The 25,815-nt window shown below is 66.8% G+C and carries 24 protein-coding genes and 1 tRNA gene; 12 read left to right on the top strand and 13 right to left on the bottom strand.

The window, feature by feature from the left end:
* The first annotated feature begins 76 nt into the window (after positions 1-76).
* Entirely contained in the window at positions 77-721 is a 645-nt protein-coding gene (locus ACJASC_RS10115) for a DsbA family oxidoreductase (protein WP_415145687.1), read from the top strand.
* Here the strand turns inward: ACJASC_RS10115 and ACJASC_RS10110 are convergent.
* The 5 genes from ACJASC_RS10110 to ACJASC_RS10090 are packed head-to-tail and all read right to left on the bottom strand — an operon-like array spanning position 718 to position 7,190.
* Positions 718-2,100, bottom strand: a complete 1,383-nt coding sequence (locus ACJASC_RS10110; RefSeq protein WP_415145685.1) for a glycosyltransferase family 39 protein — start codon at positions 2,098-2,100, stop codon at positions 718-720. The two genes, ACJASC_RS10115 and ACJASC_RS10110, sit on opposite strands and share 4 nt — an antisense overlap.
* A complete protein-coding gene (locus ACJASC_RS10105; protein WP_021694128.1) occupies positions 2,097-2,414 on the bottom strand; it encodes a lipid-A-disaccharide synthase N-terminal domain-containing protein in 318 nt (105 codons plus the stop codon). The genes ACJASC_RS10110 and ACJASC_RS10105 overlap by 4 nt, the downstream gene beginning before the upstream one ends.
* Positions 2,411-3,154, bottom strand: a complete 744-nt coding sequence (locus ACJASC_RS10100) for a glycosyltransferase family 2 protein (RefSeq protein ID WP_415145682.1) — start codon at positions 3,152-3,154, stop codon at positions 2,411-2,413. The genes ACJASC_RS10105 and ACJASC_RS10100 overlap by 4 nt, the downstream gene beginning before the upstream one ends.
* Positions 3,154-6,618, bottom strand: a complete 3,465-nt coding sequence (mfd, locus tag ACJASC_RS10095) for a transcription-repair coupling factor (RefSeq protein ID WP_415145680.1) — start codon at positions 6,616-6,618, stop codon at positions 3,154-3,156. Before mfd ends, ACJASC_RS10100 begins: the two co-directional genes overlap by 1 nt.
* Positions 6,619-6,665: 47 nt before the next feature.
* Positions 6,666-7,190: a hypothetical protein gene (locus ACJASC_RS10090; RefSeq protein WP_021694131.1), complete on the bottom strand. Its 525-nt coding sequence runs from the start codon at positions 7,188-7,190 to the stop codon at positions 6,666-6,668.
* A 130-nt stretch (positions 7,191-7,320) separates the two neighbouring features.
* Between ACJASC_RS10090 and hemB the strand changes: the two genes are divergently transcribed.
* Positions 7,321-8,322 carry a porphobilinogen synthase gene (gene hemB / locus ACJASC_RS10085; protein ID WP_415145678.1) on the top strand — a complete coding sequence of 334 codons (1,002 nt, stop codon included), beginning with the start codon at positions 7,321-7,323 and terminating at the stop codon, positions 8,320-8,322.
* Between the two features lie 103 nt (positions 8,323-8,425).
* A complete protein-coding gene (locus ACJASC_RS10080; protein ID WP_021694133.1) occupies positions 8,426-8,983 on the top strand; it encodes a lipid-binding SYLF domain-containing protein in 558 nt (185 codons plus the stop codon).
* Positions 8,984-8,985: 2 nt separating this feature from the next.
* Here ACJASC_RS10080 and ACJASC_RS10075 read toward each other — a convergent pair whose 3' ends face one another.
* On the bottom strand, positions 8,986-10,242 hold the full coding sequence (locus tag ACJASC_RS10075; protein WP_415145676.1) for a DUF2254 domain-containing protein: 1,257 nt from the start codon (positions 10,240-10,242) through the stop codon (positions 8,986-8,988).
* 113 nt (positions 10,243-10,355) lie between these two features.
* Between ACJASC_RS10075 and ACJASC_RS10070 the strand changes: the two genes are divergently transcribed.
* On the top strand, positions 10,356-10,985 hold the full coding sequence (locus ACJASC_RS10070; protein WP_415145674.1) for a nucleotidyltransferase family protein: 630 nt from the start codon (positions 10,356-10,358) through the stop codon (positions 10,983-10,985).
* A 33-nt stretch (positions 10,986-11,018) separates the two neighbouring features.
* On the opposite strand, the gene ACJASC_RS10065 is transcribed toward ACJASC_RS10070, so the two are convergent.
* The 5 genes from ACJASC_RS10065 to ypfJ form a co-directional block, all read right to left on the bottom strand.
* Positions 11,019-13,448, bottom strand: a complete 2,430-nt coding sequence (locus tag ACJASC_RS10065) for a Hint domain-containing protein (protein WP_415145672.1) — start codon at positions 13,446-13,448, stop codon at positions 11,019-11,021.
* A 549-nt stretch (positions 13,449-13,997) separates the two neighbouring features.
* The gene (locus tag ACJASC_RS10060) at positions 13,998-14,603 is read right to left on the bottom strand and encodes a DUF1190 domain-containing protein (protein WP_415145670.1); all 606 of its coding nucleotides are present in this window, start codon (positions 14,601-14,603) and stop codon (positions 13,998-14,000) included.
* Positions 14,604-14,625: 22 nt separating this feature from the next.
* Positions 14,626-15,801, bottom strand: a complete 1,176-nt coding sequence (locus ACJASC_RS10055; RefSeq protein ID WP_415145668.1) for a glutathionylspermidine synthase family protein — start codon at positions 15,799-15,801, stop codon at positions 14,626-14,628.
* A gap of 114 nt (positions 15,802-15,915) precedes the next feature.
* Positions 15,916-16,000: transfer RNA gene (locus tag ACJASC_RS10050), tRNA-Leu, on the bottom strand.
* 45 nt (positions 16,001-16,045) lie between these two features.
* Positions 16,046-16,903 carry a KPN_02809 family neutral zinc metallopeptidase gene (gene ypfJ / locus ACJASC_RS10045; protein WP_415145666.1) on the bottom strand — a complete coding sequence of 286 codons (858 nt, stop codon included), beginning with the start codon at positions 16,901-16,903 and terminating at the stop codon, positions 16,046-16,048.
* Positions 16,904-16,996: 93 nt separating this feature from the next.
* Here ypfJ and ACJASC_RS10040 point away from each other — a divergent pair, with 93 nt between their 5' ends.
* Genes ACJASC_RS10040 through rocF form a run of 3 tightly spaced genes read left to right on the top strand, consistent with a single transcriptional unit; the run spans position 16,997 to position 19,012 of the window.
* Positions 16,997-17,575 carry a YqaA family protein gene (locus tag ACJASC_RS10040; protein ID WP_415145664.1) on the top strand — a complete coding sequence of 193 codons (579 nt, stop codon included), beginning with the start codon at positions 16,997-16,999 and terminating at the stop codon, positions 17,573-17,575.
* The gene (locus tag ACJASC_RS10035) at positions 17,572-18,030 is read left to right on the top strand and encodes a disulfide bond formation protein B (protein WP_415145662.1); all 459 of its coding nucleotides are present in this window, start codon (positions 17,572-17,574) and stop codon (positions 18,028-18,030) included. The genes ACJASC_RS10040 and ACJASC_RS10035 overlap by 4 nt, the downstream gene beginning before the upstream one ends.
* Positions 18,031-18,088: 58 nt before the next feature.
* Complete coding sequence (rocF, locus tag ACJASC_RS10030; RefSeq protein ID WP_415145660.1) at positions 18,089-19,012, top strand: arginase; 924 nt, start codon at positions 18,089-18,091, stop codon at positions 19,010-19,012.
* A gap of 56 nt (positions 19,013-19,068) precedes the next feature.
* On the opposite strand, the gene ACJASC_RS10025 is transcribed toward rocF, so the two are convergent.
* Positions 19,069-19,344 carry an usg protein gene (locus ACJASC_RS10025; RefSeq protein ID WP_415145658.1) on the bottom strand — a complete coding sequence of 92 codons (276 nt, stop codon included), beginning with the start codon at positions 19,342-19,344 and terminating at the stop codon, positions 19,069-19,071.
* Between the two features lie 207 nt (positions 19,345-19,551).
* Between ACJASC_RS10025 and gyrA the strand changes: the two genes are divergently transcribed.
* From gyrA to gluQRS, 4 genes are all read left to right on the top strand, one after another.
* Positions 19,552-22,317 (top strand): DNA gyrase subunit A, encoded by a 2,766-nt coding sequence (gyrA, locus tag ACJASC_RS10020; protein ID WP_415145656.1) that lies wholly within the window; start codon positions 19,552-19,554, stop codon positions 22,315-22,317.
* A gap of 67 nt (positions 22,318-22,384) precedes the next feature.
* Positions 22,385-23,740 carry a methylenetetrahydrofolate--tRNA-(uracil(54)-C(5))-methyltransferase (FADH(2)-oxidizing) TrmFO gene (gene trmFO, locus ACJASC_RS10015; protein ID WP_415145654.1) on the top strand — a complete coding sequence of 452 codons (1,356 nt, stop codon included), beginning with the start codon at positions 22,385-22,387 and terminating at the stop codon, positions 23,738-23,740.
* 63 nt (positions 23,741-23,803) lie between these two features.
* Positions 23,804-23,989 carry a hypothetical protein gene (locus ACJASC_RS10010; RefSeq protein ID WP_021694668.1) on the top strand — a complete coding sequence of 62 codons (186 nt, stop codon included), beginning with the start codon at positions 23,804-23,806 and terminating at the stop codon, positions 23,987-23,989.
* Entirely contained in the window at positions 23,990-24,829 is an 840-nt protein-coding gene (gene gluQRS, locus ACJASC_RS10005) for a tRNA glutamyl-Q(34) synthetase GluQRS (RefSeq protein WP_415145652.1), read from the top strand.
* Between the two features lie 35 nt (positions 24,830-24,864).
* On the opposite strand, the gene hisI is transcribed toward gluQRS, so the two are convergent.
* Complete coding sequence (hisI, locus tag ACJASC_RS10000) at positions 24,865-25,221, bottom strand: phosphoribosyl-AMP cyclohydrolase (protein WP_045320128.1); 357 nt, start codon at positions 25,219-25,221, stop codon at positions 24,865-24,867.
* Positions 25,222-25,287: 66 nt separating this feature from the next.
* Here hisI and ACJASC_RS09995 point away from each other — a divergent pair, with 66 nt between their 5' ends.
* A complete protein-coding gene (locus ACJASC_RS09995; protein WP_415145650.1) occupies positions 25,288-25,740 on the top strand; it encodes an iron-sulfur cluster assembly scaffold protein in 453 nt (150 codons plus the stop codon).
* Positions 25,741-25,815 lie beyond the last annotated feature (75 nt).

Here is a 25,815-nt window from a genome sequence, read left to right as displayed (position 1 = left end):
ATACGCGAGGCGCGCGCGCTTGCAACCGAAGGCCAGCGGGGCTAGCTGCGAGGCTGCATAACGATGAGGCGGCACCATGGTGAAACTCGATATCCTCTCCGATCCGATCTGCCCGTGGTGCTGGATCGGCAAGGCCGGTCTCGACGCGGCGCTGGCCGAGACCCCCGACCATCCCTTTTCCATCGAATGGCACCCGTTCCAGCTTAACCCCGACATGCCGGCGGGCGGCATGGACCGGCGCTCCTATCTCGAAGCCAAGTTCGGCGGCCGCGACGGCGCGGCACGGGCCTATGCGCCGATCGTCGAGCGCGCCGCCGAAGCCGGTCTCGCGCTCAACCTCGACCGGATCGCCACCACGCCGAACACACTCGATGCGCACAGGCTCATTCACTGGGCCGGGATCGAGGGGCGGCAGACAGCGGCGGTGAGCGCGCTGTTCAGGGCCTATTTCACCGACGGGCGCGACATTGGCGACCACGATGTGCTCGCCGACATTGCCGACGGGATCGAGATGGACGCGGCCATGGTGCGCCGTCTTCTGGACGGCGATTCCGATCTTGAGGATATCCGCCGCCGCGACGCGCATAGCCGCGAGATGGGCGTGACCGGCGTGCCGACCTTCATCGTGGCGCAGCGCCACGCCGTGCCGGGCGCCCAAACAAAGGAGATGTGGGTCAAGGTGATCGGCGACATCCGCGCCCAGATCGCCGACGAGGGCTAGGGGCTGAAGGCGAGGTCCACCGCCTCCCGTCGGCCGCCGCGCCGCAAGGGGTGGCCGCCTGCCGGCGCGGCGGTCTTTCCCCTCGTGGCGGCCAAGGCCTGCGCCGTACCCTGCCGTGCCACCCACAGCACCGCGCCCGTCAGTTCGGGCGCATCGACGCTGCGCCAGACCGGGCGGTCCGGCAGGACGAGCGCGAGGTTCCCAGCGATCCAGATGCTGTCGCTCACCACCGCCACGTCGGAGTGGCGGTCCTCGATCCACTTCGCCAGCCCCGCGAAATCGGCGGCGCGGTAGCCCGGCTCAACCCAGCCCGACACCGGCAACAGCGCAAAGCCCGTGACCCAGAGCGCGCCGAGCCCGCGCGCGAGCCACCGCCCGCCGAGCGGCCCGAGGCTGTCGAGCGCCCAGAGCACAAAAACCGGGGCGGAGAACACGGCGATCGGCAGCAGCCAGCGATCGGCCACGTCGGTCACGCCGGACAGCACGACCCCGACCGCGAGCAGCCCCGCGCCAGCCCCCATGGTGACCAGCATCAGCCGCGACTGCGGATCAGCACGCCAGCGGGCTTGGCCGCGAAGCTTGAAGGCGATGAGACCGCCGACCACGATCACCAGACCGCAAAAGGCGATCCAGGCCGAGGCGAGGCTTCCCAGCCCGACGAGCATGCGCCACAGCGGCGCGGCCTCATCGATTCCCAGCTTGTGCAAGGACCCTCCCGCGACGACCGGGTTGCGAAACACCCACCAGAACGGCAAGGCGACCACCGCTGCGGCCGCGACCACCGCCAACATGACGCCGCGCGGGTCGATCCGCGCCCGCCATTCGGCACGCAGACAGGCCGCAAGCAGGATCGCCAGCGGCAGCAGCGCCACGTTCCATTTGGAGATGGCCCCGAGCCCTGCCGTAATGCCCAAGGCCGCCCACGCCCCCAATCCCGCGCGCCCCGGGCCGCGCAACACACGGTCCGCAAGCGCCATCACGAGAAGCGCCATGGTCAGCGCCAGCACCGAATGGGTAAGCGCGCGCTGGGCCTCCCACAAAACCTGCGGCAAAAGGCCGAGACCCATCACCGCCACCCCCGCCTCGAAAGGCGGACGCAAGCGGCGCAGCATCGCATAAAGCAAAAGTCCCGCCGTACCGAGCAACGCGTATTTAAGCAGCGCGAGGCCGAGGATCCCCTGACCCACCACGGCAAAGACCAGCCATTGCAGCCAAAAATACAGCGGCGGTTGTGCATTGTAGCCCAAGGCGAGATTGCGCGCGAAATAGAACGCCTCGGCCTCGTCAAGTTCGAGCGCGGGCCCCTGCGCGAAGCGCCATGCCACCTGAACCATCGCCCAGACGACGATCAGCGCGATCCAGGCGCGATCGCTCGTCATGGTTCGGCGCGGTTCTCGGCCTGCCGTTCGGACCAGATGAAATAGATGTTGCGCGCATAGACAACCAGGCCGAAGGCTTGGCCCAGAATGAACACTGGATCCTGCCGCCAGATTGCATAGGCGAGCAGCATCGCGCCGCCACTGGCCGAGAAATACCAGAACGCCTCGGGCACGATCGACTTGCGCACCCGTTCGCTGGCAATCCATTGCACGAGAAACCGCGCCGAAAACAGAGCTTGGGCCAGAAAGCCGACGGTCAACCATGCGATCTCGGCCCAGCCGGTCCGGGCGAACCATTCGGTGAACAAGGTCATAGGATCTCCTCGGTCCGCGCCGGGCGCGCGCGCATCACCAGCCAGCGGACCCCCATCAGGTCAGGGATGCCCTGCAGGCCCCGCTTCCAGTTGGTATAGTTCGAAGCGCCATGACGCCGGGCCCGGTCGCCGATCGGCACATAGGCCGTACTCGCTCCATAGGCGCGGAACAGCGCCGGCAGATAGCGATGCTGGCCGTGAAAGAACGGCAAGGCGAGATGACGGTCGCGTTCGAACACCTTGAGGCCGCAGCCGGTATCGGGGCAATCGTCGCGCAGGACCCGGCGGCGCAGCGCATTGGCGAGCCGCGAAGCGGTGCGCTTGGACCATGTGTCGCGCCGCTTGGCGCGCACACCGCCGACAAGCTGGGGACCGGCGGGGTCGTAGGCCGCGACCAGCGCCGGGATGTCCCCCGGCGGGTTCTGCCCGTCGCCGTCGAGCGTGGCGATCAGGGGAAAGCGCGCGGCGGCAACGCCGCTGCGCACGCTGGCGCTCTGCCCGGCATTCGCGGTATGGCGCAGTACCCGCAGGCGCGGATGTCGCGCCCGCAACGCCGCCAACCGCACCGTGCTGTCATCGGTCGAGCAATCGTCCACGACGATCAGCTCTCCCAACAGCGCCTCCGGCAGCACGTCGAAGGATTCCTGCACCAAGGCGTCGATGTTCCCCGCTTCGTTGAACGCCGGAATAACCAGGGTTATTCTGTGGTTGCGATCCGTTGTTGAAGTCGATCTCGTCATCAGGTCTCTACTTTCGCCTTCTTGGCCGCCTTGACCTTTTCGGCGAGCTCGCGGGCGAGGCCGAAGGCGCCGCGGATCTTGTCGGCCTCCTTCGACCAGTCGCGCATGACGACGATCTTGTTGTCCTTCACCTTTGCCTGGCCCTTCTGGTCCTGAATGAATTCGACCAGGCCCTCGGGCGAGACGAACTTGTCATTGTGGAAACGGATGGTGGCCCCTTTCGGGCCGGCATCCAGCTGGCTGATGCCGGCGCGCAGACACATTGCCTTGATGCGCACGACCAGCATGAGCGTGTTGACCTCGCGCGGCAGTGGGCCGAAGCGGTCGATCAGCTCGGCGGCAAAGCCTTCGAGTTCGACCTTGGTGGTCAAGTCCGACAACCGGCGGTAAAGCCCGAGCCGCACGTCGAGATCGGGCACATAGGCCTCGGGGATCAGCACCGGCACGCCCAGATTGATCTGCGGCGCCCATTGGCCCTCGCTCTCGGACAGGCCCTCGGCCTCGCCGGAGCGGATCTTGGTGATCTGCTCCTCGAGCATCTGCTGGTAAAGCTCAAAGCCCACCTCGCGCATCTGGCCCGACTGCTCCTCGCCGATGAGGTTGCCGGCGCCGCGAATGTCGAGGTCCTGGCTGGCTAGGGTGAAGCCCGCGCCGAGGCTGTCGATGCTGCCCAGAACGCGCAGCCGCTTTTCGGCGCCGGGCGTCAGCGATGCGCGCGGGCGCGTCGTCAGATAGGCATAGGCGCGGGTCTTGGAGCGGCCGACGCGGCCCCGGATCTGGTAGAGCTGCGCCAGTCCGAACATGTCGGCGCGGTGCACGATCATCGTGTTGGCGGTGGGGATGTCGAGGCCGCTTTCGACGATGGTGGTCGCCAGAAGCACGTCGTAGCGCCCGTCATAGAAGGCGTTCATCCGCTCGTCGAGTTCGCCCGCCGCCATCTGGCCATGTGCCACGACATAGGACACTTCGGGCACCTCGTCGCGCAGGAAGGCCTCGATCTCGGGCAGGTCGTTGACGCGCGGAACCACGAAAAAGCTCTGCCCGCCGCGGAACCGCTCGCGCAGGAGCGCCTCGCGCACGGTGACGGCGTCGAATTCGCTGACATAGGTGCGGATCGCGAGACGGTCGACGGGTGGCGTGCCGATGATCGACAGATCCCGCACCCCGGTGAGCGACATTTGCAGCGTGCGCGGGATCGGCGTCGCGGTCAGGGTCAGCACGTGGACATCGGTACGCAGCGCCTTGAGGCGTTCCTTGTGGTTGACGCCGAAATGCTGCTCCTCGTCGATGACCAGAAGCCCGAGGTCGCGGAACTTCACACTCTTGGCCAGCAGCGCATGGGTGCCGACAACGATATCGACCTGCCCGCTGGTGATCCCGGCGCGGGTCTCGGCGGCCTCCTTGGCCGACACGAAACGCGACAGCGGGCGCACGTTGATCGGAAAGCCGCGGAAGCGTTCGGCGAAGTTCTTATAGTGCTGGCGCGCCAGCAGCGTGGTCGGCGCGATGACCGCCACCTGCACGCCCGACATCGCGGCGACGAAGGCCGCGCGGATCGCCACCTCGGTCTTGCCGAAGCCCACGTCGCCACAGATCAGCCGGTCCATCGGGTGGCCCGACTCCATGTCGTTGAGCACGTCCTCGATCGCCTGGAGCTGATCCTCGGTCTCGTCATAGGGAAACCGCGCGAGGAACTGCTCCCAGATGCTGTCATGCGGGATCAGTTTGGGCGCGTTGCGCAGCGCCCGTTCGGCAGCGATGCGGATCAACCGCTCGGCGGCTTGGCGGATGCGCTCCTTGAGCTTGGACTTCTTGGCCTGCCACGCGCCGCCGCCAAGCTTGTCGAGCATACCCTCTTCGTGGCCGAAACGGCTCAGAAGCTCGATGTTCTCGACCGGCAAATAGAGCTTGGCGTTCTCGGCGTATTCGATCAGCAGGCACTCATGCGCCGCCCCCAACGCCGTCACCACCTCGAGCCCGTGATATCGGCCGACGCCGTGATCGACATGCACGACGAGGTCGCCCGCGCTCAAGCTCTGGGTCTCGGTAAGGAAATTGTCGGCTCGGCGCTTCTTGCGGGCGCGGCGGATCAGTCGTTCGCCCAGCACGTCCTGCTCGGAGATGACGGTGACAGTCTCGGTCTGAAAGCCGTGCTCCAGCGGCCAGACTGCCAGATGCAGCCCGCGCTTGCCGACGCCGTTCCAGTCGCGCACATGGATCGTCTCGGTGAGGCCCTCATCCTCGATCAGCCCCGAAAGCCGCTCTCGCGCGCCTTCAGAATAGGAGGCGATCACCACCGGCCCGGCCTTCATGCGGTCCTTCACATGGGTGGCGAGCGCGGCAAAGAGGCTGATGCTTTCCTGCTGCCGCTCGGGCGAGAAGTTGCGCCCGATGCGCCCGCCCGCGTCGATCACGCCGGGGCCGGTGGCCTGCTGGATCGGTGCGAAGCGCAGCACCCGGCGGGCTTCGGTGGCTTTGACCCACGCGTCGTCGTCAAGATAGAGAAGCTGCGGCGGGCTGGGCTTGTAGACCGAGTCCATCCGTCCCTTTTGCGACATGGCGTGGCGGCGGGTGTCATAGGCGTCGGCGATCAGCGTCCAGCGCGCGTCGCGGCCCGGCGCGGTCTGGTCGTCGAGCGTCACCGGTGCGCCGGGCAGATAGTCGAACAGCGTCTCCAGATCGTCCTGGAAGAAGCCGAGCCAATGCTCCATGCCCGACTGCTTGCGCCCCGCCGTGACCGCCTCATAGAGCGGATCGTCGGTGCCCGCGGCACCGAACTCGATGCGATAGGTCTGCCGGAACCGGGTGATCGCAGCCTCGTCGAGGATCACCTCCGAGACCGGCGCCAGCTCGATCCTGTCGAGCCTTTCGGTGGTGCGCTGGGTCGCGGGGTCGAAGCGGCGCGCCCCGTCGAGCACGTCGCCGAACATGTCGAGCCGGACCGGGCCGCCCTGACCGGGGGCGTAGATGTCGATGATGCCGCCGCGGATCGCGTAATCGCCCGGCTCGGTGACGGTCGGGCTCTGGGTGAAGCCCATCCGCACGAGAAAGGCGCGCAAGCCCGCCTCGTCCATCCGGTCGCCGACATGCGCGACAAAGGCCGCGTCCTTGAGCGTGGCGCGCGCGGGCACGCGCTGCGTCGCGGCGTTGAGGGTGGTGAGCAGGACGAAGCGCTCCGGCATGCCATGGATCAGCCCTGCCAGCACCGCCATGCGCGCGGCCGAGATTTCGGCGGCGGGCGAGACACGGTCATAGGGCAGGCAATCCCACGCCGGAAAGGTCACGACCGGCATGTCGGGGGCATGGAATTCGAGCGCGGCGCGCATCGCGGCCATGCGCTTGTCGTCGCGCGCGACATGGATCACAGGGCCGCCGGCCTTCTCGATCTCCTTGAGCACGAGTGTCGCGTCGAAGCCTTCGGGCGCGCCCGAAACCGTGATCCTGCTGCCGTTCGTCTTTACCATTGCGCTGACCTACCTTTCGGGCGGGCGCTGTCAAGCGTCCCGAAGGGTCAGAACCCCGGCGCGACGGAAAGGTTCTGATACATGCCGTACATCGCGGTCACGAAGATCGAGATCATGCCGATCACCTGCACCCAGAAACGATGCCGCGCCAGCCTGCGGCACAGCGTCTGCGCGTCGGGCTGCTCCGCGGCAATGCGCCGCGCCGTGGCAAAGCCCATGACGACCACCAGCCCCATCGGCAGCGCGATCAGGACCACCGCCTGCGCGAATTCGACATCGTACCAGAACGCCAGCAGCAGGAGCGAGCTCAGCACGAAACCCGCGACGGCGATCAGCCAGCCACCCGCCACATGCGCGACATGCAGCATCCGGTTGACGTTGATCCGTACCAGATCGACGAGGTCGCGCTCGGATTGGCCGCCGAAACGGCGCGCCCGCGCCACCATGTCGAAGGGCACGCCGATCACCCGGTGGCTGGCCGACGACCAGACCAGCGCCAGCATGATCCAGAACCACAGGTTCGAGAAGGACCGCATGTCGATCACTTCAAAGAGGGTCTGGGTCAGGGTCACGCGTGGATCATCCGGTCGTTCGCTCGGGCGGAACCTAGCCGCGCCCCCGGCCGATGCCCAGACTTGTGGCCTGCGGCAAACCGTGCCAACCCGATGCTGTGATATGAAAACCCCGCTCGGGAGACGCTTGATGCCGAAGCCCTTCGCCGCCCCCTTCCCGCTGTCACGCCCGCGCCGCTTGCGCCGCACCCCAGCGCTTCGCGCCATGACCCGCGAGACGGCGATGACGCCGGACAACCTGATCTGGCCGATCTTCCTGCAGAAGGGCCGCAACGAGCAGAGCGCCATTGCCTCGATGCCGGGCGTGTCGCGGCTGACGGTGGACCGGGCCGTGACGGCGGCGCGCGAGGCGCATTCCTTGGGCATTCCGGCGATGTGCCTGTTCCCCTATACCGGCCCCGAGAGCCGGACCGAGGACTGCGCCGAGGCGTGGTCGGACGACAACCTCACCAATACCGCGATCCGCGCGATCAAGGACGCGGTGCCCGAGATGGCGCTGATGACCGACATCGCGCTCGACCCCTACAACATCAACGGCCATGACGGCTATGTCGTTGATGGCGAGATCGTCAACGACCCAACCGTCGAGGCGCTGGTCAAGATGGCGATGGCGCAGGCGCGCGCGGGGGCCGACATCCTCGGGCCGTCTGACATGATGGACGGGCGCATCGGCGCGATCCGCGCCGCTCTCGAGTCCGAGGGCCAAGGCCATGTCGCGATCCTGAGCTACGCGGCCAAATTCGCCTCGGCCTTCTATGGGCCGTTCCGCGACGCGGTCGGCGCGTCTGGCGCGTTCAAGGGCGACAAGAAAACCTACCAGATCGATCCGGCCAACGCCGAGGAGGCGCTGCGCATGGTGGGCCGCGACCTTGCCGAGGGCGCGGACATGGTGATGGTCAAACCGGGGATGAGCTATCTCGACATCTGCCACCGCGTGAAGGACGCCTTCGAGGTGCCGACCTTCGCCTATCAGGTGTCGGGCGAGTACGCGATGATCGAGGGCGCCGCGCGCAATGGCTGGCTCGACGGCGACCGGGTGATGATGGAGAGCCTGATGGCCTTCCGCCGCGCCGGCTGCGACGGGGTGCTCACCTATTTCGCGCCGCGCGCCGCGCGGATCATGGCCGGCTGAGCCCCGCTCCCCCATCGGCGGATGACAGCGCCGCCGGGCTGGCCTATGGTCGGCCCGACCGTCCGGCACAAGGGCGGCGCGACATCGCATGAGGGGCAGCGACATGGACAAGACGACACGGCGCGGGATGATGCTCGGCCTCGGCGCGACCGGCCTTCTGGCCGCCTGCGGCAACGGCGTGGGCAGCGACGGCGGATCGCGCATCGACGCGCGGGTGCAAAGCACGCTCGATCACATGTACGATCTCTACCCCGGCACGCGCGAGCTTTCGGCCCAATCGCGCGGCATGCTGGTGATGCCGCTGATGACCGAGGTCGGGCTTGGCCTCGGCGGTGCCTATGGGCGCGGCGCGCTTCTCGTGGGGCGCAGCGTCGTCGATTACTATTCCGCCGCCACGGCGAGCGCGGGGCTGCAGATCGGTGCGCAGCAGTTCAGCCACGTGCTGTTTTTCATGACCGAGCAGGCGCTTGGAGATTTTCGGCGCGCGCCGGGTTGGGCCGCCGGTGCGGATGTCGAATACGCGATCAACGACCGCGGCGAGATGCTGCGCGCCGAGACGATCACCTCGCTGTCGCCGGTGATCGCCGTGGTCTTCGCGCAGACCGGGCTGCGTGTCGGCGCGACCCTCGAGGGCACGAAATACAGCCGCATCATCCCCTGATCTCAGCTGCGCTCCGCCAGTTCTGGCGCAGCGCGGGCGAGCCGGTCGCGATCGGGCGCGAAATCGATCGCCGCGCGACCGCGCTCCACCGCCTCGTGCGCCATGGCACGCGCGGCGGCGGCGATGGTCGCGTCGGGGTGACGGCCGAGCGCCTTGAGCGTCTTGAGCATCGCGGTCAGCACCTCGACCTGCGACGCACCGTCGCGCGCCATCGCTCCGAACCCGTCCTGCATCAGGTCGCGCGGATCGAGCGGCACCGCCCAGAGCCGATCGTGGATCGCCTTTTCGCGGCCATGCGCGATCTCGTCGCGATAGGATCCGATGACCCGGCCGATGCGCCCGATCACGTCGATTGCCGTGCCGGGATCGTTGATGCCCGCCGACAGCGCCTTGGAGCCGATCTCCGACAGCATGATCAGCGCAAAACGCGGATCCTGCTCGGCGGTGCGCAGCTCGCCCATGTGGATATGGCTGCGAACCGCCTCCTCCAGCGCCTCGCCGCCACCGATCAGATGCGCGATGGTTTCGCCCTCGTGCACAAACCGGCCGACGGGCGCGTCGAGATAGACCCGGCCATCATGCTCCTCGGCGGCCTGCTGCAGGCTGTCCTCGTAGATCGCCTGGATATAGGCGGTGCGATCCGCGCGCAGGGGCCGGGCCGTGCCGGGAATATCACCGGGGTCGAGCGCATGACCGCCGAGGCAAGGGCGCTCCATCCGACCCTGAAAGGTGCGAAGCGCCTCGCGCTCGATCCGCGCGGTGGTGTCGACGAGGCTGCCCAAGGCCTGCAGATGCAGGATCCAGCGCAGGATCACGAAGACGATCAGCACCAGCACCGCGAGCGTCGCGATATAGAGCGTGACGATTTCCTTTTCACCGTAATAGGGCGTCGAGAGCAAGATGATCGCGGCGAGCGAATAGATATAAGCCCCGACGAAGGTGGCCAGCACGGTCTGGGTCGTGGTGTCGGCCAGAAGCATCCGGTGCGCGCGCGGCGTCCATTTGGAGGATGCGGACTGGTGCACCGAGACCATCACCGAGAGAGAAAAGGTCGTGACGGCGAGCATCGAGGTCGAAATGATGTCCAAAAGCCGGTTCAGCGCATCCGCACCGATCATGTCCGACAGCCCGTCGGGGATCATCGGCCCGAACAGCTTGGCCGCTCCGAGGGCGACGAAGGCCAGACCGGAGATAAGCGTGACGCGCACCCAGAGGCGACGCGACAAGCGGTGGATCTTGCGCAGTACCGTGGCGAACATGGTCCCTTCCGTTCCGGCGCGGCACGGCATTGTCCGTGGCACGCCTATGCGGGCCCCGCTCCCTTGAACGCGGCATCCCCGTACCAACGTCGCACAAACTCCGGGAGTTGCACATGTTTCCGCTTTTGATCCTCGCCGCCGGCGCCTCGTCACGGATGCGCGGCGACGACAAGCTGGCGATGACGATCGACGGCGTATCGCTGCTGCGCCGGCAGGTCATAGCCGGGATCGCGGCGGGGGCGCGGGTGCATGTGGTGCTGCGGCCCGACGATCCGCGCGCGGCGCTGCTCGACGGGCTCGACGTCGCGCGGTTCGAGATCGCGGCCAGCGCCGAGGGCATGGGGGCGACATTGCGCGAAGGTGTGGCGCGGCTGCCGCGCGCCCGACGTTTTGGCCTCATGCCCGCGGACCTGCCGGATCTCGACGCGTCGGCGATCGCCCGCGTGTTCGACGCGGCCGCGCGAGAAGATGGTACGCTGGTATGGCGCGGGGCTTCCGCGGTGGGGCGGCCCGGCCACCCTGTGGTCTGCGACGCCGCATTGAGGCCGAGGTTCATGACGCTATCGGGCGCTTCGGGCGGTCGTGCGGTGCTGGCTCCGTACGGGCCGCGGACCCGTCTGGTGCGCCTGCCCGGCGTCATCGCCACGCACGATCTCGACACGCCAGAATCTTGGGCCGAATGGCGGATGGAAAAAGGGCGAAGGGACATGGCCCTTCGCCCGCACGGGATAAAGACTAATTAAAAAACGGCTACTTGTGAAAGACAGCGTTTGCGATCAGACGACCATCAGACGGGCTTCGTGGCGTTTGAGCGCCTTGCGGGCCGATCGGTATCCGTCGATCCCTGCGCGCCCACGCAACTCGGGGAACAGCTCGAAAATCTCGTCACGCTGTTCGGTCCCGATACCCTTGAGCGAGTGATCTCCCGGCTGGAAGCTTTCGGTCCAGGCCCCGTTCGACAGCACCACCTCGTGGCGGTCGAACATGAAGTGGATGTAGCTGGTGCGCGGGACCTCGACCGTATGGATGCCATTGGAGCCGACGAGATGTTTGGCGGCGGCCAGCACTTCGCTGTCCTCGAAGTAGAGCTGAGCGCGGTCGCCCGAGAGCAGCACCCGGTGATTGGGCGAGACCATCATGTCGCGCTCGGGCAGGCCGTTGCCCAAGGCCCCGGCGCGGATCATCACCGGCTTGAGATGCGGGCTCGTGAGGAATTGCTGGGGTCCGACTTGCTTGTGGCCGACCCAGCGGATCTCCTGAATGCCGTTGTCGCGGGTGATGATGCGGTCGCCTTCGCGCAGCTCCTCGACGAGGCGCTCGCCGCGCGGCGTGCCGATCACGGTGCCCGGGGTGAAGCATGGCACGACGTTCTCGATCTCCTCGAACTGCATCTGGGTGCCGTCCTTGAAGTAGACGATACCGTCCTCGCGGTCCTCCGAGGTATACTCGATCCGGTCGACATCCGCGCCGGTCAGGTCGAGCGTGTCGTAATCGTCACCGCCTTCGCCGCCGGTGACCTGATCTCCGCCATTGCCGCCGGTGAAGAGGTCGCGGTCGTCATCGCCGAACAGCCGGTCGACGCCCTGACCGCCGATGATCGTGTCGTTGCCGGCCCCGCCGAAGATCGTGTCGTTGTCGATGCCGCCATCGAGGCGGTCGTCTCCGGCGCCGCCGAACAGCTTGTCGTCGTCGTCCTGACCGAAGATCGTGTCATCGCCCTCGCCACCATAGAGCTCGTCCTGGCCGTTATCGGTGAGGCGGTCGCCCTCATCGTTGCGGATGTTCAGGCTGTCGGGAAAGCGCGGGTCGAGACCGCCGTGGATCACGTCGTTGCCTTCGCCACCGAAAATGGTGTCGTTGCCCTCGCCACCGGTGAGGGTGTCGTCGCCTTCATCGCCGAGCACACGGTCGTCGTCGATGCCCGCGTCGATGGTATCGTTGCCAGTCCCGCCGAAGATGGTGTCGCGGTCGTCGCCGGTGTGGATCGTGTCGTTGCCCGCGCCGCCATAGACGGTGTCGCGGTCATCGAAGACATCGGGGTCCGGGGTCAGGCCGATACCGGGATAGGGATTGTCGAAGCGGTCGAAGTCGGCTTCGCGGTCCCCATCACTCGAGTCGATGACGTCATCGCCGTCGCCACCATGGATCACGTCGCGGCCGCGGCCTGCGAAAAGCTCGTCATTTCCTGCGCCGCCATCGAGCGTGTCATCGCCGGTGCCTCCAAAGAGCGTGTCCCGCCCCTCTCCGCCGAACAACCGATCGTCGCCCGTTTCGCCGTGGAGGGTGTCGTCGCCGGCCCCGCCATAGACCTCGTCGTCGCCATTGCCCGCCAGCACGGTGTCGTTGCCGCCATTGGCCTCGACGCGGTCGTCATCAGGGGCGTCGTCGCCGAGGATAGCATCGCCGTTGTCGATGCGGTCGCCATCGGGGTCTCCGTCATAGGCCAGATCGATGAGGTCGTCGCCCATCGTGCCCGAAACGATGCCGTCGGGGCCGGCCTGGCAGGTGACGCGGAGCGCCACGCTGGCATTGTCCACACCGCCGCGATCGTCGGCAATTGCGTAGTCGATGGTCACGTCGCCATCGAAGCCGGGTTCGGGAGTATAAAGCAGCGTGCCATCATCGTTGATCACGACCTCGCCGCGGCTGGCGCGCGCCTCGGTCACGCGCAGCGGATCGCCGTCGGGGTCGGAATCATTGGCCAGCACGTCGATGGTGACGGCCATGTCCCGCCCGGTGGTGGCGGTGTCGTCCTGCGCGTCCGGCGCGTGATTGCTCTGCGGGTCCTTCAGGAAGTTCTCGATGTTGTAGAAATCGAGACGCTCGCCGGTGGGCACCTTGTTCTCGTCGAGGAACTGGATCCAACCGCTGGAGCCGTTGCCATCGCCATCGGGCACGATATCCTTGGCATAGATGTTGCCCATGCCGCGCAGGTCGAGCGTATCGACATCGTCGAGGCTGCCATCGCCGCCGCCATAGACGACGCCGCCGCGACCGGGGGTGAAGGTGTCGCTGCCCGCGCCGCCATAAAGCGTGTCATGCGCGTCACCCGAGAGGTGATCCTCGCCATCACCGCCATGGAGCGTGTCGGTCCCGCCCTTGCCATCGAGCGTGTCGTTGCCCGCGCCGCCAAAAATCTCGTCGTTGCCCGCGCCGCCAAAGAGCGTGTCGTCACCCGGCGTTCCGTCGATCCGATTGTCCGCCATCCGCCGTCTCCTTAACCGCGGGTGACTGCCCCGCCTCGTTGCTCGAACCGCCCTGCCCGTCCCGCGCCGAGACGCGGGTCGTCACCATCCGGTGCCGACTCCGGCAGAGAGCTCATCGATGTGCTGCTGTTGTCCCCCCAGGACCACTTGCAGACGCTCTTGATCCAACCACCCCCGGCGGACCGCCCTCATCGGGCCTGGACCATAATTATCCCGCCCAAGGCGGGGGACAAATAGAAAAGTGTCTGAAAAATGTTGCGATGTAGGCCATGATCCGAAAATCCCGCAGCAGATTGCGGCGATCCTGCCTTACATTGTTAAGAAAAGCGAAACCATTCTATCGCATACACGGCTGCGACTCGGGTGTTTTCTGGGGGAACGGCGTCATCTCGCCGTTCATTGCGCGGTATCAGTGGACAATCCAGTGGCGCGGCGTTGCCGCCGCCTTCCACCGGGTTGCCCATTTTTGGCCGCAATTTTCGTTGACGATCCGCGATCAGTTTCGGCATTCGATCCGGATTGTGCCGATGTGGCGGGGGTTTGGCGCCTTCAGCCGCCGAACCCCCGGGCCCCTGTGGCGGTCCGCGCCGCGCCAAAGCCACCCGTCCGGCCCACGGTTGCGCGGGTCATCGGCGCGGCGGTGCGGGTCGAGGGTCCGGCATTGTAGGCATTGGGCGACAGCGTGGTGCTGCCGCTCGCACGGTTGAGCACTGTGCCGCCCGGCGTGGCGAAACCGCCGGAGGAGCGCCCGTAGAAGGGCTGCGCCCGCGCGCCCCTCCCACCCAGCATGTTGCCCAGCAGATAGCCCGCCATCAGCGGCAGGAACACCGATCCGCCGCCGCCGGGGCGTTCCTCGACCAAGCATTCGCCGCCATGCTCAGCCTCGCACAAGGCTTGATCGTCATAGCGGGGCGCGGTTTCGACATGCGCCTCGAGCGCTTCGCCGAAGCCGCTTTCGCAGCTTTCCTCGGTGACCCATGTCCCCGGGCCCGCGGCGGCCTCGAGACAGGCGTTGAGCGTCGGGAACGCGGCGGAGGGCACGTCCTCGTCGCGGCAGGCGGCGAGCGTGAAGGCGGTGGCCCCGACAAGCGCGAGGCGAACGTGGCGCGAGCGTTTGCGCGGGGCGGCGGGGCTCCGGGGGCTGGCGATGGTCATGGCGGTCTCCTCCTCGTGCGGGTCAGGCGCGAATGAAATGCGGCTTGAAGCGGCTCAGGTCTCGGGTGATGCGGCCACGATCCTCGCGCAGCCCCATGGCGACACAGGTCTCTCCCACGACCCATGCACCCACGACCGGGTACATGCCGTCGAAGACCGGTAGCGGATGATAGGCCTGCAGGACCGCCGGGTGGTTCTCATAGCTGCGGTCGGGCGACGCTTCCGTCCCTTGGGGCGTCACGATGTCAATGCTCGACCCCTCGCGCGAAAAGAGCGGCTTTCGCACATGCCCCCCCGAGAGCGCCGCGCGGGCGGCGGCGCCGTCGGCCTCGTCCTCGAAATAGGCGGGCAGCAGGTTCGGGTGGCCCTCGAACAGCCGCCACAACACCGGCAGGATCCCCTTGTTCGACAGGATCGCCTTCCATGGCGGCTCCAGAAAATGGCAGCGCGCGCCAGGCAATGCTTGGGCGAAATCGTCGCGCAGCATGTCCTCCCACGGATAAAGCTTGAACATCGCGCCGATCACCCGGCCCTCGCCATCCGCGAACTGCCCTGCATCGGTCAGGCCGATCTCGGGGATCGGCACGAAATGCGCCCCAAGCCCCGCCTCGCGCGCGGCCCAGGCCATGTATTCGGTGGTGGCGTAATCCTCGGGGTCATCGGGAAAACAGGCGAAATGCACGTCGGTGTCGCGGGCGAATATTTCGGCCAGCCGCGCCACCAGCGCCTCGTGCAGCCCGTTGAACTGATCCGTGCCCTGGGGCAGCCGCCCAGCCCCGACCATGTCTTCGAGCCACTGCCACTGGAACGCGGCACTCTCATACAAGGCGGTCGGCGTGTCGGCGTTGTATTCCAAAAGCTTGGCCGGACCCTCGCCGTCATGGGCGAGATCGAAGCGGCCATATAGCTCGGGCTCGCCCGCCTCCCACGAGGCCGCGATCATCGCGCGCGCGCCGGGCGGGATCGCGAGGCGGTCCATCAAGTCCTCCGAGCGTAGCACGTGATCCACCGCCTCGCGGCACAGCCTGTGCAATTCGGTCGCGGGGTCCTCGATCATGTCCTCGACCTCGGAGAGATCGAAGGCATAGACCGTCTCCTCGTCCCAATAGGGCTCGCCATGCATGTGGTGGAACGTGAACCCGGCCTCGCGGGCCTTTTCCTCGAGATCGGGTCGGGCCCCCGTGGCGATGCGCTGCATGGTCTGTCCTCCGGCGCGCGATCGGGCGCGCCTGAGGGACCTAGCGCGCATGGCGCATGCGGGCCAGGCCCCAGAACCGTTCGGGGGCAGTTCTCGGGAGATCGTGAGGATCGCTGGTGCCGGTGGGGGGACTCGAACCCCCACGCCTTGTGGGCGGCGGATTTTGAATCCGCTGCGTCTACCGTTCCGCCACACCGGCCAGCGCAATCCGAATAGACCGCGCCCGCGATCTCGTCAACGTGGGTCAGAGGCGATCCGCGGCAAAGGTGTCGCAGGCGGCGACACTGCCCCGCTCATAGCCGGTGGCGAACCAGCGCTGCCGCTGTTCGGAAGTGCCGTGGGTGAAGCTATCGGGCCGCACCGTGCGCCCGGCCTCGCGTTGCAGCGTGTCGTCGCCGATCTGCGCGGCGGCGTTCATCGCCTCTTCCACATCCCCCGGTTCGAGCGATCCGAAGCGGGCTTCGGCGCGGCGCGCCCAGATACCGGAGAAGCAATCGGCCTGAAGCTCGATGCGCACCGACAGCGCGTTAGATGTCGCCTCGTCGCTGCGCTGGCGCACGGCGTTGACCTCGCCCAGCACACCGATCTCGTTCTGAACGTGGTGGGCAACCTCATGCGCCACCACATAGGCGGCGGCGAAATCACCCCCCGCGCCGAGCTGCCGCTCGAGCGTCGTGAAGAACGCCGTATCGAGGAAGATCCGCTCTTCGGGCGGGCAATAGAACGGCCCCGTGGCAGCCGAGGCACCGCCGCAAGCCGACTGTGTCGCCCCCTTGAACAGCACCAGTTCGGCCGGATCATAGGTCGCGCCGATCTCACGCTCGAAGATGTCGGCCCAGATCTCCTCGGTGTCGGCGAGGGTGACCGAGACGAACTGCGCGGCCTCCTCGTCGGCCGCGGTGATCTCGCCGCCGCCTTGCTGCATCTGCCCGTCATTCAGCAAGGGTGTCAGGTCCACCCCGAGAAAATAGCCGACGACCACCACGGCCAGCAGCCCGAATCCGCCGGCTCCGCCGATCGCCGCGCCGCGCCCGGTTCGCCCACCGCCTGAGCGCCGCCGGTCAATGATGTTGCCGCTGCCCCGGCGTCCGCGCCATTTCATGTCATCGTTCTCCTTCGCGGGCGAATGCCCGGTTGACCCCGCGACGGGGCCGTGTTCCTGAACAGGGGACGTTTCACAAGTGATGCGGGTTCCATGCTGCGCCGTTTCTATGACATGACGATCTCTCTGGCGGGCCACCGCCATGCCCTTCCGGCCCTCGGCGCGGTGAGCTTTGCCGAATCCTCGGTGTTCCCGATTCCGCCGGACGCGCTGATGATCCCGATGATCCTCGCGCGACCGCGCCGGGCCTGGCTGATCGCGCTGGTCTGCACGGTGGCTTCTGTCGCGGGAGCACTGCTTGGCTATTGGATCGGCGCCGCGCTGTTCGACAGCGTCGGGCAATGGGTGCTCGACCTCTATGGCAAGGCCGAGAAATTCGAGGCCTTCAAGCTCAAATACAACGACTGGGGCGCTTGGGCCGTGCTGATCGCCGGTGTCACGCCATTCCCTTTCAAGGTCATCACCATCGCCTCCGGCGTGACGGGGCTGTCGCTGCCGGTGTTCATCCTGTCGTCGATCGTGGCGCGGGCGGCGCGGTTCTTCCTCGTCGCGGCGATCCTGCGTTATTTCGGCGACCCGGCGCGCGACTTCATCGAACGCCGCCTCGGGCTGGTCTTCACGGTGTTCTGCGCCATGCTCTTCGCCGGGTTTTACGCAACGAGGTATCTGTGAGCCGCTATCTGACCGTCCTTCTCGCCACGCTCGGCTCCGCCGCGCTTCTGGGCGGGGCCTTCCTCTTTCAGGCCTTCGGCTATCCGCCTTGCGCGATGTGCATCTGGCAACGCTGGCCGCATGGCATCGCCATCGCGGTGGGCCTGATCGCGCTGGTGCTGCCGGGCCGCGTTCTTCCCCTGCTGGGCGCGCTGGCTGCCACGACCACCGCCGCGATCGGCGTCTATCACACCGGTGTCGAGCGCGACTGGTGGGAAGGCCCGTCGAGCTGCACCGGCACAGGCGAAAGCCTCGGTTCGCTCACGGGCGGCGATCTGCTCGCCACCGACGGGCCGCGGCTGGTGATGTGCGATGTGGTGAGCTGGGAGTTGCTCGGCCTGTCGATGGCAAGCTGGAACGCACTGTTCTCGGCCGTGCTCGTCGTGCTGTGGATCTCCGCGCTGCGCCGCAGCTGAGAAAGCGACCCGAGGAAACCCCTTGCCCGCCCCCGCGCTGCCGCGCCATGATCCGCGCATGACAGATTGCATCCTCATCGGCGCCCCTGTGGACTGCGGCAAACGACGCCGCGGCTGCCTCATGGGCCCCGACGCCTACCGCACCGCCGGTCTTGCCGAGGCGCTTGCCTCGCTGGGTCATGGGGTTACCGATATCGGCAACGTCGCCCCCGACCGGGTCGAGGTGGCGCCGCCCCGCAACGGTGTGATCCACGAGCTGGCGCTCAACGTCGGCTGGACCGCCGCGCTGATGCGCACGGCGCGCGAGCAGGCGACCAATGGCTTTCCGATCTTCATGGGCGGCGACCACGCGCTGTCGCTGGGTTCGGTCGCGGGCATGGCCGCATATGCCAAGGACGTCGGGCGCCCGCTCTTCGTGCTCTGGCTCGACGCGCATAGCGATTTCCACACACCCGACAGCACCACCACCGGCAACTTGCACGGCACGCCGCTGGGTTATGTGACGGGCCGCGAAGGTTTTGACGCCTTCCCGTCCCTGCCCGCCACGGTCCCGGTCAGTCAGGTCGGCATGATCGGCCTGCGCAGCGTCGATCCCGAGGAGCGCGCCGCGCTCGAGGATGGTGATGCGACGCTGGTGGACATGCGCATGATCGACGAGATCGGCATCGCGCGCCCCCTGTCGGAGTTCCTCGAAAAGGTGCAATCGGCCAACGGCCTGCTGCACGTATCGCTCGACGTCGATTTTCTCGATCCGGCGGCGGCCCCTGCGGTCGGCACCACGGTCCCGGGCGGAGCAACGGTGCGCGAGGCGCATTTGGCGATGGAGATGCTCTCCGACAGCGGCCTCGTCGCCTCGCTCGACCTCGTGGAGTTGAACCCTTCGCTCGACGAGCGCGGCCGCACCGCCGCGCTGATGGTGGAACTTGCGGCCTCGCTCATGGGCCGCCGCGTCTTCGACCGGCCGACACCGCGCGGTCTCTGAGGCTACTTCATTCGCAAAATACTTCGGGGGTCCAGGGGCCGCCCCCAGACGCGCTCTCAGTGATAATGAAACTCGCCCGTCACGTTGCGCCATTCGCCGGGCGAGATCATCTTGCGATGGGTGAAGCGCACGGAGTGCAACGGTCCCTCGATCTCGTCTTGCCAGAACTCGATGAACTCGAAGAGTTTCGGGTGGTCCGGGGCGAGGTCGTACTCCTGCCAGACAAAGCTGTTGAGCACGTGCCTGTAGTCCGGCATCCGGTAGAATAGTTCGGCCGTGGTGAGGCCGTAGCCCCTGAGCATCAACTCGGTTTCCGAGGGTTTTGCGGGCATGAAATGGCTCCTGCATGGCGCGCGGGCTTGACCCCGCAGTTTGATTCCAGCATAGAACCGTGAAAAGTCAATTATCCCAGATTGTTAGCCACGTGCATCGGCGGCTGCCAGCGGGCGGCGGCATCCTCTGTTGCGCCCCATATGGCGCGGGTGCTATAGGTTTGGCTCACAATATATAGCAGTCACAAGACAGCAGGCTTTCCCCCCGTGAGCGACATTCCCGACACACCCGAGACCGACGATTCCACGCCCGAGCGCCCCGCGCCCATCGGCCCCACGGTCTCCATCGTCGAGGAGATGAAGACCTCCTATCTCGATTACGCGATGAGCGTGATCGTCAGCCGCGCGATCCCGGATCTGCGCGACGGACTCAAGCCCGTGCACCGGCGCATCCTCTACGCCATGCACGAGACCGGCAACGGGCATGACAAGCCTTACCGCAAGTCGGCCCGCCCGGTTGGCGACGTGATGGGCAAGTATCACCCGCATGGCGATAGCGCGATCTACGACGCGCTGGTCCGCATGGCGCAGGACTTCTCGATGTCGCTGCCGCTGCTCGACGGTCAGGGCAACTTCGGCTCCATGGACGGCGACAACGCCGCGGCCATGCGCTACACCGAGGTCCGCATGGACCGCCCCGCCGCGTTCCTTTTGTCGGACATCGACAAGGACACGGTCGATTTCCAGGACAACTATGACGGCAAGGACCGCGAACCGACGGTCCTGCCTGCCCGCTTCCCCAACATGCTGGTCAACGGCGCGGGCGGCATCGCCGTCGGCATGGCGACCAACATTCCGCCGCACAACCTTGGCGAGGTCATCGACGCCTGCCTCGCGCTGATCGACGATCCGGACCTGTCGTCCGAGGGGCTGATGGAATTCGTCCCCGGCCCCGACTTTCCGACCGGCGGGTTGATGCTCGGGCGCTCGGGCGCGCGCAAGGCCTATCTCGAAGGGCGCGGCTCGGTGATCATCCGTTCCAAGACCCACGTGGAGGAACTGCGCAAGGATCGCTACGCCATCGTCGTCGACGAGATCCCCTATCAGGTGAACAAGGCCTCGATGATCGACCGGATCGCCGAAGCCGCGCGCGACAAGCGGATCGAGGGCATTGCCCATGTGCAGGATGAGAGCGACCGCAACGGCGTGCGCGTCGTGGTCGAGCTCAAGCGCGATGCCACCCCCGACGTCGTGCTGAACCAGCTGTTCCGCTTCACCCCGATGCAGACCTCGTTTGGCTGCAACATGCTGGCACTCAATGGCGGCCGTCCCGAGACGCTGACCCTGCGCGGCTTCCTGACCGCCTTTCTCGACTTCCGCGAGGATGCGATCGCGCGGCGCACCGCGTATCTTCTGCGCAAGGCGCGCGAACGCAGCCACATCCTGTGCGGCCTCGCCGTGGCCGTGTCGAATGTCGACGAAGTCGTGGCCACGATCCGGTCCTCGGCCGATGCGGGCGACGCGCGCGAAAAGCTGATGACCCGGGCATGGCCCGCGCATGAGATCATCGAATACATCAAGCTGATCGACGACCCGCTCCACCCGGTGAACGAGGACGGCACCTACAACCTCTCCGAGGCGCAGGCCCGCGCGATCCTCGAGTTGCGGCTGCAGCGCCTGACGCAGATCGGCGTGCAGGAGGTTACCGACGAGCTTCAGGAGCTGGCCGAAAAGATCCGCGATTACCTCGACATCCTGTCGTCGCGCGAACGCATCCTGACGATCATCCGCGAGGAGCTGCGCGAGGTGCGCGATCTCTTTGCCGTACCGCGCCGCACCGAGATCGTTGACTGGGCCGGCGACATGGAGGACGAGGACCTTATCGAGCGCGAGGACATGGTCGTCACCGTGACCCAGGGCGGCTACATCAAGCGCACGCCGCTGGCCGAGTTCCGCTCCCAGCGGCGCGGCGGCAAGGGCCTCGGCTCCATGCAGACCAAGGAGGACGACGTCGTCACCTCGCTCTTCGTGGCGAACACGCATGACCAGATGCTGTTCTTCACGACCGAGGGCATGGTCTACAAGCTGAAATGCTGGCGCCTGCCGCTTGGCAGCCGCACCGCGCGCGGCAAGGCGATCGTCAACATCCTGCCGATTCCCACGGGCGTCTCGATCGCGGCGATCATGCCGGTCGACCGTCCCGAGGAGGACTGGTCCGACCTGCAGATCATCTTTGCCACCTCTGCAGGCGACGTGCGCCGCAACGCGCTGTCCGACTTCACCAACGTCATGCGTAACGGCAAGATCGCGATGAAGCTGCCCGATGATGTGACGCTGGTGAACGCGCGCATCGCGTCCGAGGAGGACGACGTGATGTTGGTCACCGACTCGGGCCGGGCGATCCGCTTCCGCACCACCGACGTGCGAGTGTTCCAGGGCCGGTCCTCGACCGGCGTGCGCGGCATCCGCCTGTCGGGCGACGACCACGTCGTCTCCATGGCCGTGATCCCGCATTTCGAAGCCGAAGCCTCAGAGCGCGTGGCCTATCTCAAGATGCGTCGCGCCATGGCGGGGATCGCCGACGATGCCGAGGCCGAAGACGAAGATGATGGCGTCGCCGCCGGGGCACTCAGCCCCGATCGCTACGCCGAAATGTCGGCCTCCGAGACGCTGATCCTGACGATCTCGTCGCGCGGCACGGGCAAGCTGTCCTCAAGCCATGACTACCCGGTGCGCGGTCGCGGCGGCATGGGCGTGAACGCCACCGACAAGGCGATGCGCGGCGGGCCGATCGTCACCGCCTTCCCGGTCGAGACCGGCGACCAGATCATGCTGGTGACCTCCGCCGGCCAATCGATCCGGGTGCCGGTGGACGGCATCTCCTTCCGCTCCCGCTCCGCCGGCGGCGTGAAGGTGTTCGACACCGGGCGCGGCGAAGAGGTCGTCTCGGTGGCGCGGATCGCCGATCAGGGCGACGCGGTGGAGGCGGTCGAAGCCGCCACTCCCGAAGCGCCGCAGGGCGACGCCGAATGAAACAACGCCCCGTCCGGACCACCGGACGGGGCTTTTCTTTGCCCGCCGCTGCGCCTATCTGGGCGCCATGACAGAACCCCTTCATATCGTCGGCGGCGGCATGGCCGGCTCCGAAGCCGCATGGCAGGCCGCGAACGCCGGCATCCCCGTCATCCTGCACGAGATGCGACCCAAGGTGGAAACCTTCGCGCATCGCACTGGCGACCTCGCCGAGATGGTCTGCTCCAACTCGTTTCGCTCGGACGACAGCGAGCAGAACGCCGTCGGTCTCCTGCACTGGGAAATGCGCGCGGCGGGTGGTCTCATCATGTCGACCGCCGATCGGCACCGCCTGCCCGCGGGCGGGGCGCTGGCGGTGGACCGCGATCCCTTTGCCGCTGATGTCACCGCGCAACTCACGGCGCATCCGAACGTGACGGTGAGCTACGATGAGATCACCGAGCTCCCCGAGACTGGCCACTGGATATTTGCCACCGGGCCGCTGACCTCGCCTGCGCTGGCCGAAGCGATCTCGGCCGTGACCGGCACCGGCGCGCTGGCCTTCTTCGACGCCATCGCCCCCATCGTCTATGCCGAGAGTATCGACATGTCGAAGGCGTGGCTGCAGTCACGCTATGACAAGGGCGAGACGGAAGAAGAGCGCACCGCCTATATCAACTGCCCGATGACGAAGGATGAGCACGAGGCCTTCATCGACGCGCTGCTCGCCGCCGACAAGGCCGAGTTCCACGAAGGCGAGACGGCGGGCTATTTCGACGGCTGCCTGCCGATCGAGGTGATGGCCGAGCGCGGCCGCGAAACGCTACGCCACGGGCCGATGAAGCCGGTGGGCCTGACCAATCCGCATGACCCGGAAAACAAGCCCTATGCCGTGGTGCAGCTGCGCCGCGACAACAAGCTTGGCACGCTCTACAACATCGTCGGCTTTCAGACCAAGATGAAGTATGGCGCGCAAACCGATGTTTTCCGTATGATTCCAGGACTTCAGGAGGCGAGGTTCGCGCGGCTCGGGGGGATTCATCGCAACACTTTCCTGAACAGCCCTACACTGCTTGACGGGGAAATGCGGCTGCGCGCCCAGCCCAACATCCGCTTTGCCGGACAAGTCACTGGTGTCGAAGGATATGTCGAAAGCGCGGCAATGGGCCTTCTGGCCGGTCGTCTTGCCGCCGCCGAGATCATGGGTCACACAGTGCCCGCGGTGCCGCAGACCACGGCGATGGGCGCGCTCGTCACCCACATCACCGGCGGGGCCGAGGCCAAGACGTTCCAGCCGATGAACGTGAATTTCGGGCTGTTCCCGCCGCTCGACGGTGTGCGCGGCGGCCGTCGCGGCCGCAAGGACCGCTACAAAGGCTATACCGACCGCGCCAAGGAAGACTGGCAAGGCTGGCTCGCCGCGCAGGAGATGGCGACCGCCTGAGGGCTTGCCTCGACGCCTCCGGGACCACATCTCGGGGGCAACCCCAAGCGGAACGGATTTCACATGCTCTACATACTCGCCCTACTTCTGCCGCCTGTCGCCATCATGCTGACGGGCCGAGTGATCCTCGGTCTCGTAGTTCTGGTAATCTGGTTTCCGGCGATCCTGATCTCGGGCGGTCTCGGCCATCCGATCTTCATCTTGCTGGCATGGCTGGTCATCCATCAAAGCGCGGTCAAGCGCGGCTGAATGCGCGTCACTCGCTTTGCCCCGTCGCCCACCGGGCCGCTGCATCTCGGACACGCGTTCTCGGCCCTGACGGCGGCGGCGCGGGCGCAAGGCGGGACGTTCCTGCTTCGGATCGAGGATATCGACAGGCAGCGGTCAAAGCCCGAATGGGAACGACGCATTCATGATGATCTGCGCTGGCTTGGCCTCGCATGGCCCGAACCGGTGCTGCGCCAGTCCGACAGGCTCCCCGCCTATCGCGTGGCGCTGGAGAGGCTCTGGGCCGAGGGGCTCCTTTACCCGTGCCATTGCAACCGGCGCGACATCCTCGACGCGGCCTCCGCGCCGCAGGAGGGAGGTCCGCGCCTTGGCCCCGACGGGGTGATCTATCCCGGCATCTGCCGGGACCATGATCGATCCGGCCCTCTTCCCGCCGACGTGCCGCTGCGGCTCGACTTGGCCCGCGCCGCCGTGCGCCTTCGGGACCCGCTGCGTTGGACCGAGACGGGCGAGGAGGCGGGTGAGCGGAAGATCGCGCCCGACACCTTGATCGACAGCATCGGCGATCCGGTGTTGGCGCGGCGCGGAATGGGCACGTCCTATCACCTTGCCGTGGTGATCGACGACGCAGCCCAAGGCATTACCGAGGCGGTGCGCGGTCGCGATCTTACCGAGGCGACGCCGCTGCATGTGCTGCTGCAGCGGATCTTGGGCCTGCGGGTTCCGGACTACCACCATCATCGGCTCATCCGCGATGAAACGGGCCGCCGCCTTGCCAAGCGCGACGACGCACGCGCGATCGGTCTTTACCGCGACGAAGGGGCGACCCCCGCCGACATCCGGCGCATGATCGGCCTCTAGGCCACGTCGCTCCAAAAATACTCACATCCGATGCGTCACGTCATCGGCTTTGCGATCTCGACTTCGTCACCCTGCCGCAACGCGGTGTAGAAACAGTTGCGACGCCCCGTGTGGCAGGCCGGACCGGATTGTTCGACCTGCAGGAGCAGGCAATCGCGATCGCAATCGATGCGCATCTCGATCAGCACCTGCTGGTTGCCCGAGGTCGCGCCCTTTTCCCAGAACTCCTGACGCGAGCGCGACCAATAGGTGACCCGACCGCTTGCGAGGGTCTTTTCGATCGAGGCCGCGTTCATCCAGGCCATCATCAGCACTTCGCCGGTGCCCGCCTCCTGCGCGATGGCGGGGATGAGACCGTTGGCGTCGTAGCGAAGCGTCTTGGGGTCGAACATCGGCACAAACCTTTTGCATCCCGGGGCGTCGTGCCTATCTAGAGGGACGACAGAGAAGAGGCAAACATGACCGAGCGCGCCAGCGGCGAGACCGACCTGATCAAGCTCTATTCGCAGCGCATCCTCGCGCTGACGACCGAGATGCCCCTGACCGACCGGCTGGAGGCGCCCGACGCCACGGTGCGCCGTCGCGCCCCTTTGTGCGGCTCGACCGTGACGGTGGACGTGACGGTCGAGAACGGCGCGGTCACCGGCTATGGCCAGGAAGTGAAGGCTTGTGCGCTGGGTCAGGCGGCGGCGGCGATCGTCGGCGGCGCGGTGATCGGGCGCGACCATGCGGAACTGGCGCGGGCGCGCGATCAACTTCGCGCCATGCTGGCCGAGAACGGCCCGGTGCCCGACGCGCCCTTCGAGGGTTTCGAAGTGCTGCAGCCCGCGCGCGACTATCGCAACCGCCACGCCTCGATCCTACTGGCGATCGAGGCCGTCACGCAGGCGGTTGAAGAGGTCGGCGCCTGACGCAGCGCGACCGGCTGATCCAAGGCCGTCCTCGTACCAAAAAAAAACCGCCGCGCACCCCGAAGGGTGGCGGCG

This window comes from Limimaricola cinnabarinus (genome assembly GCF_047631075.1).
Classification (GTDB): Bacteria; Pseudomonadota; Alphaproteobacteria; order Rhodobacterales; family Rhodobacteraceae; genus Limimaricola; species Limimaricola cinnabarinus.
The sequence above is the reverse complement of the archived record's forward strand: the minus strand, read 5'-3'. Positions and strand labels throughout refer to the sequence as shown.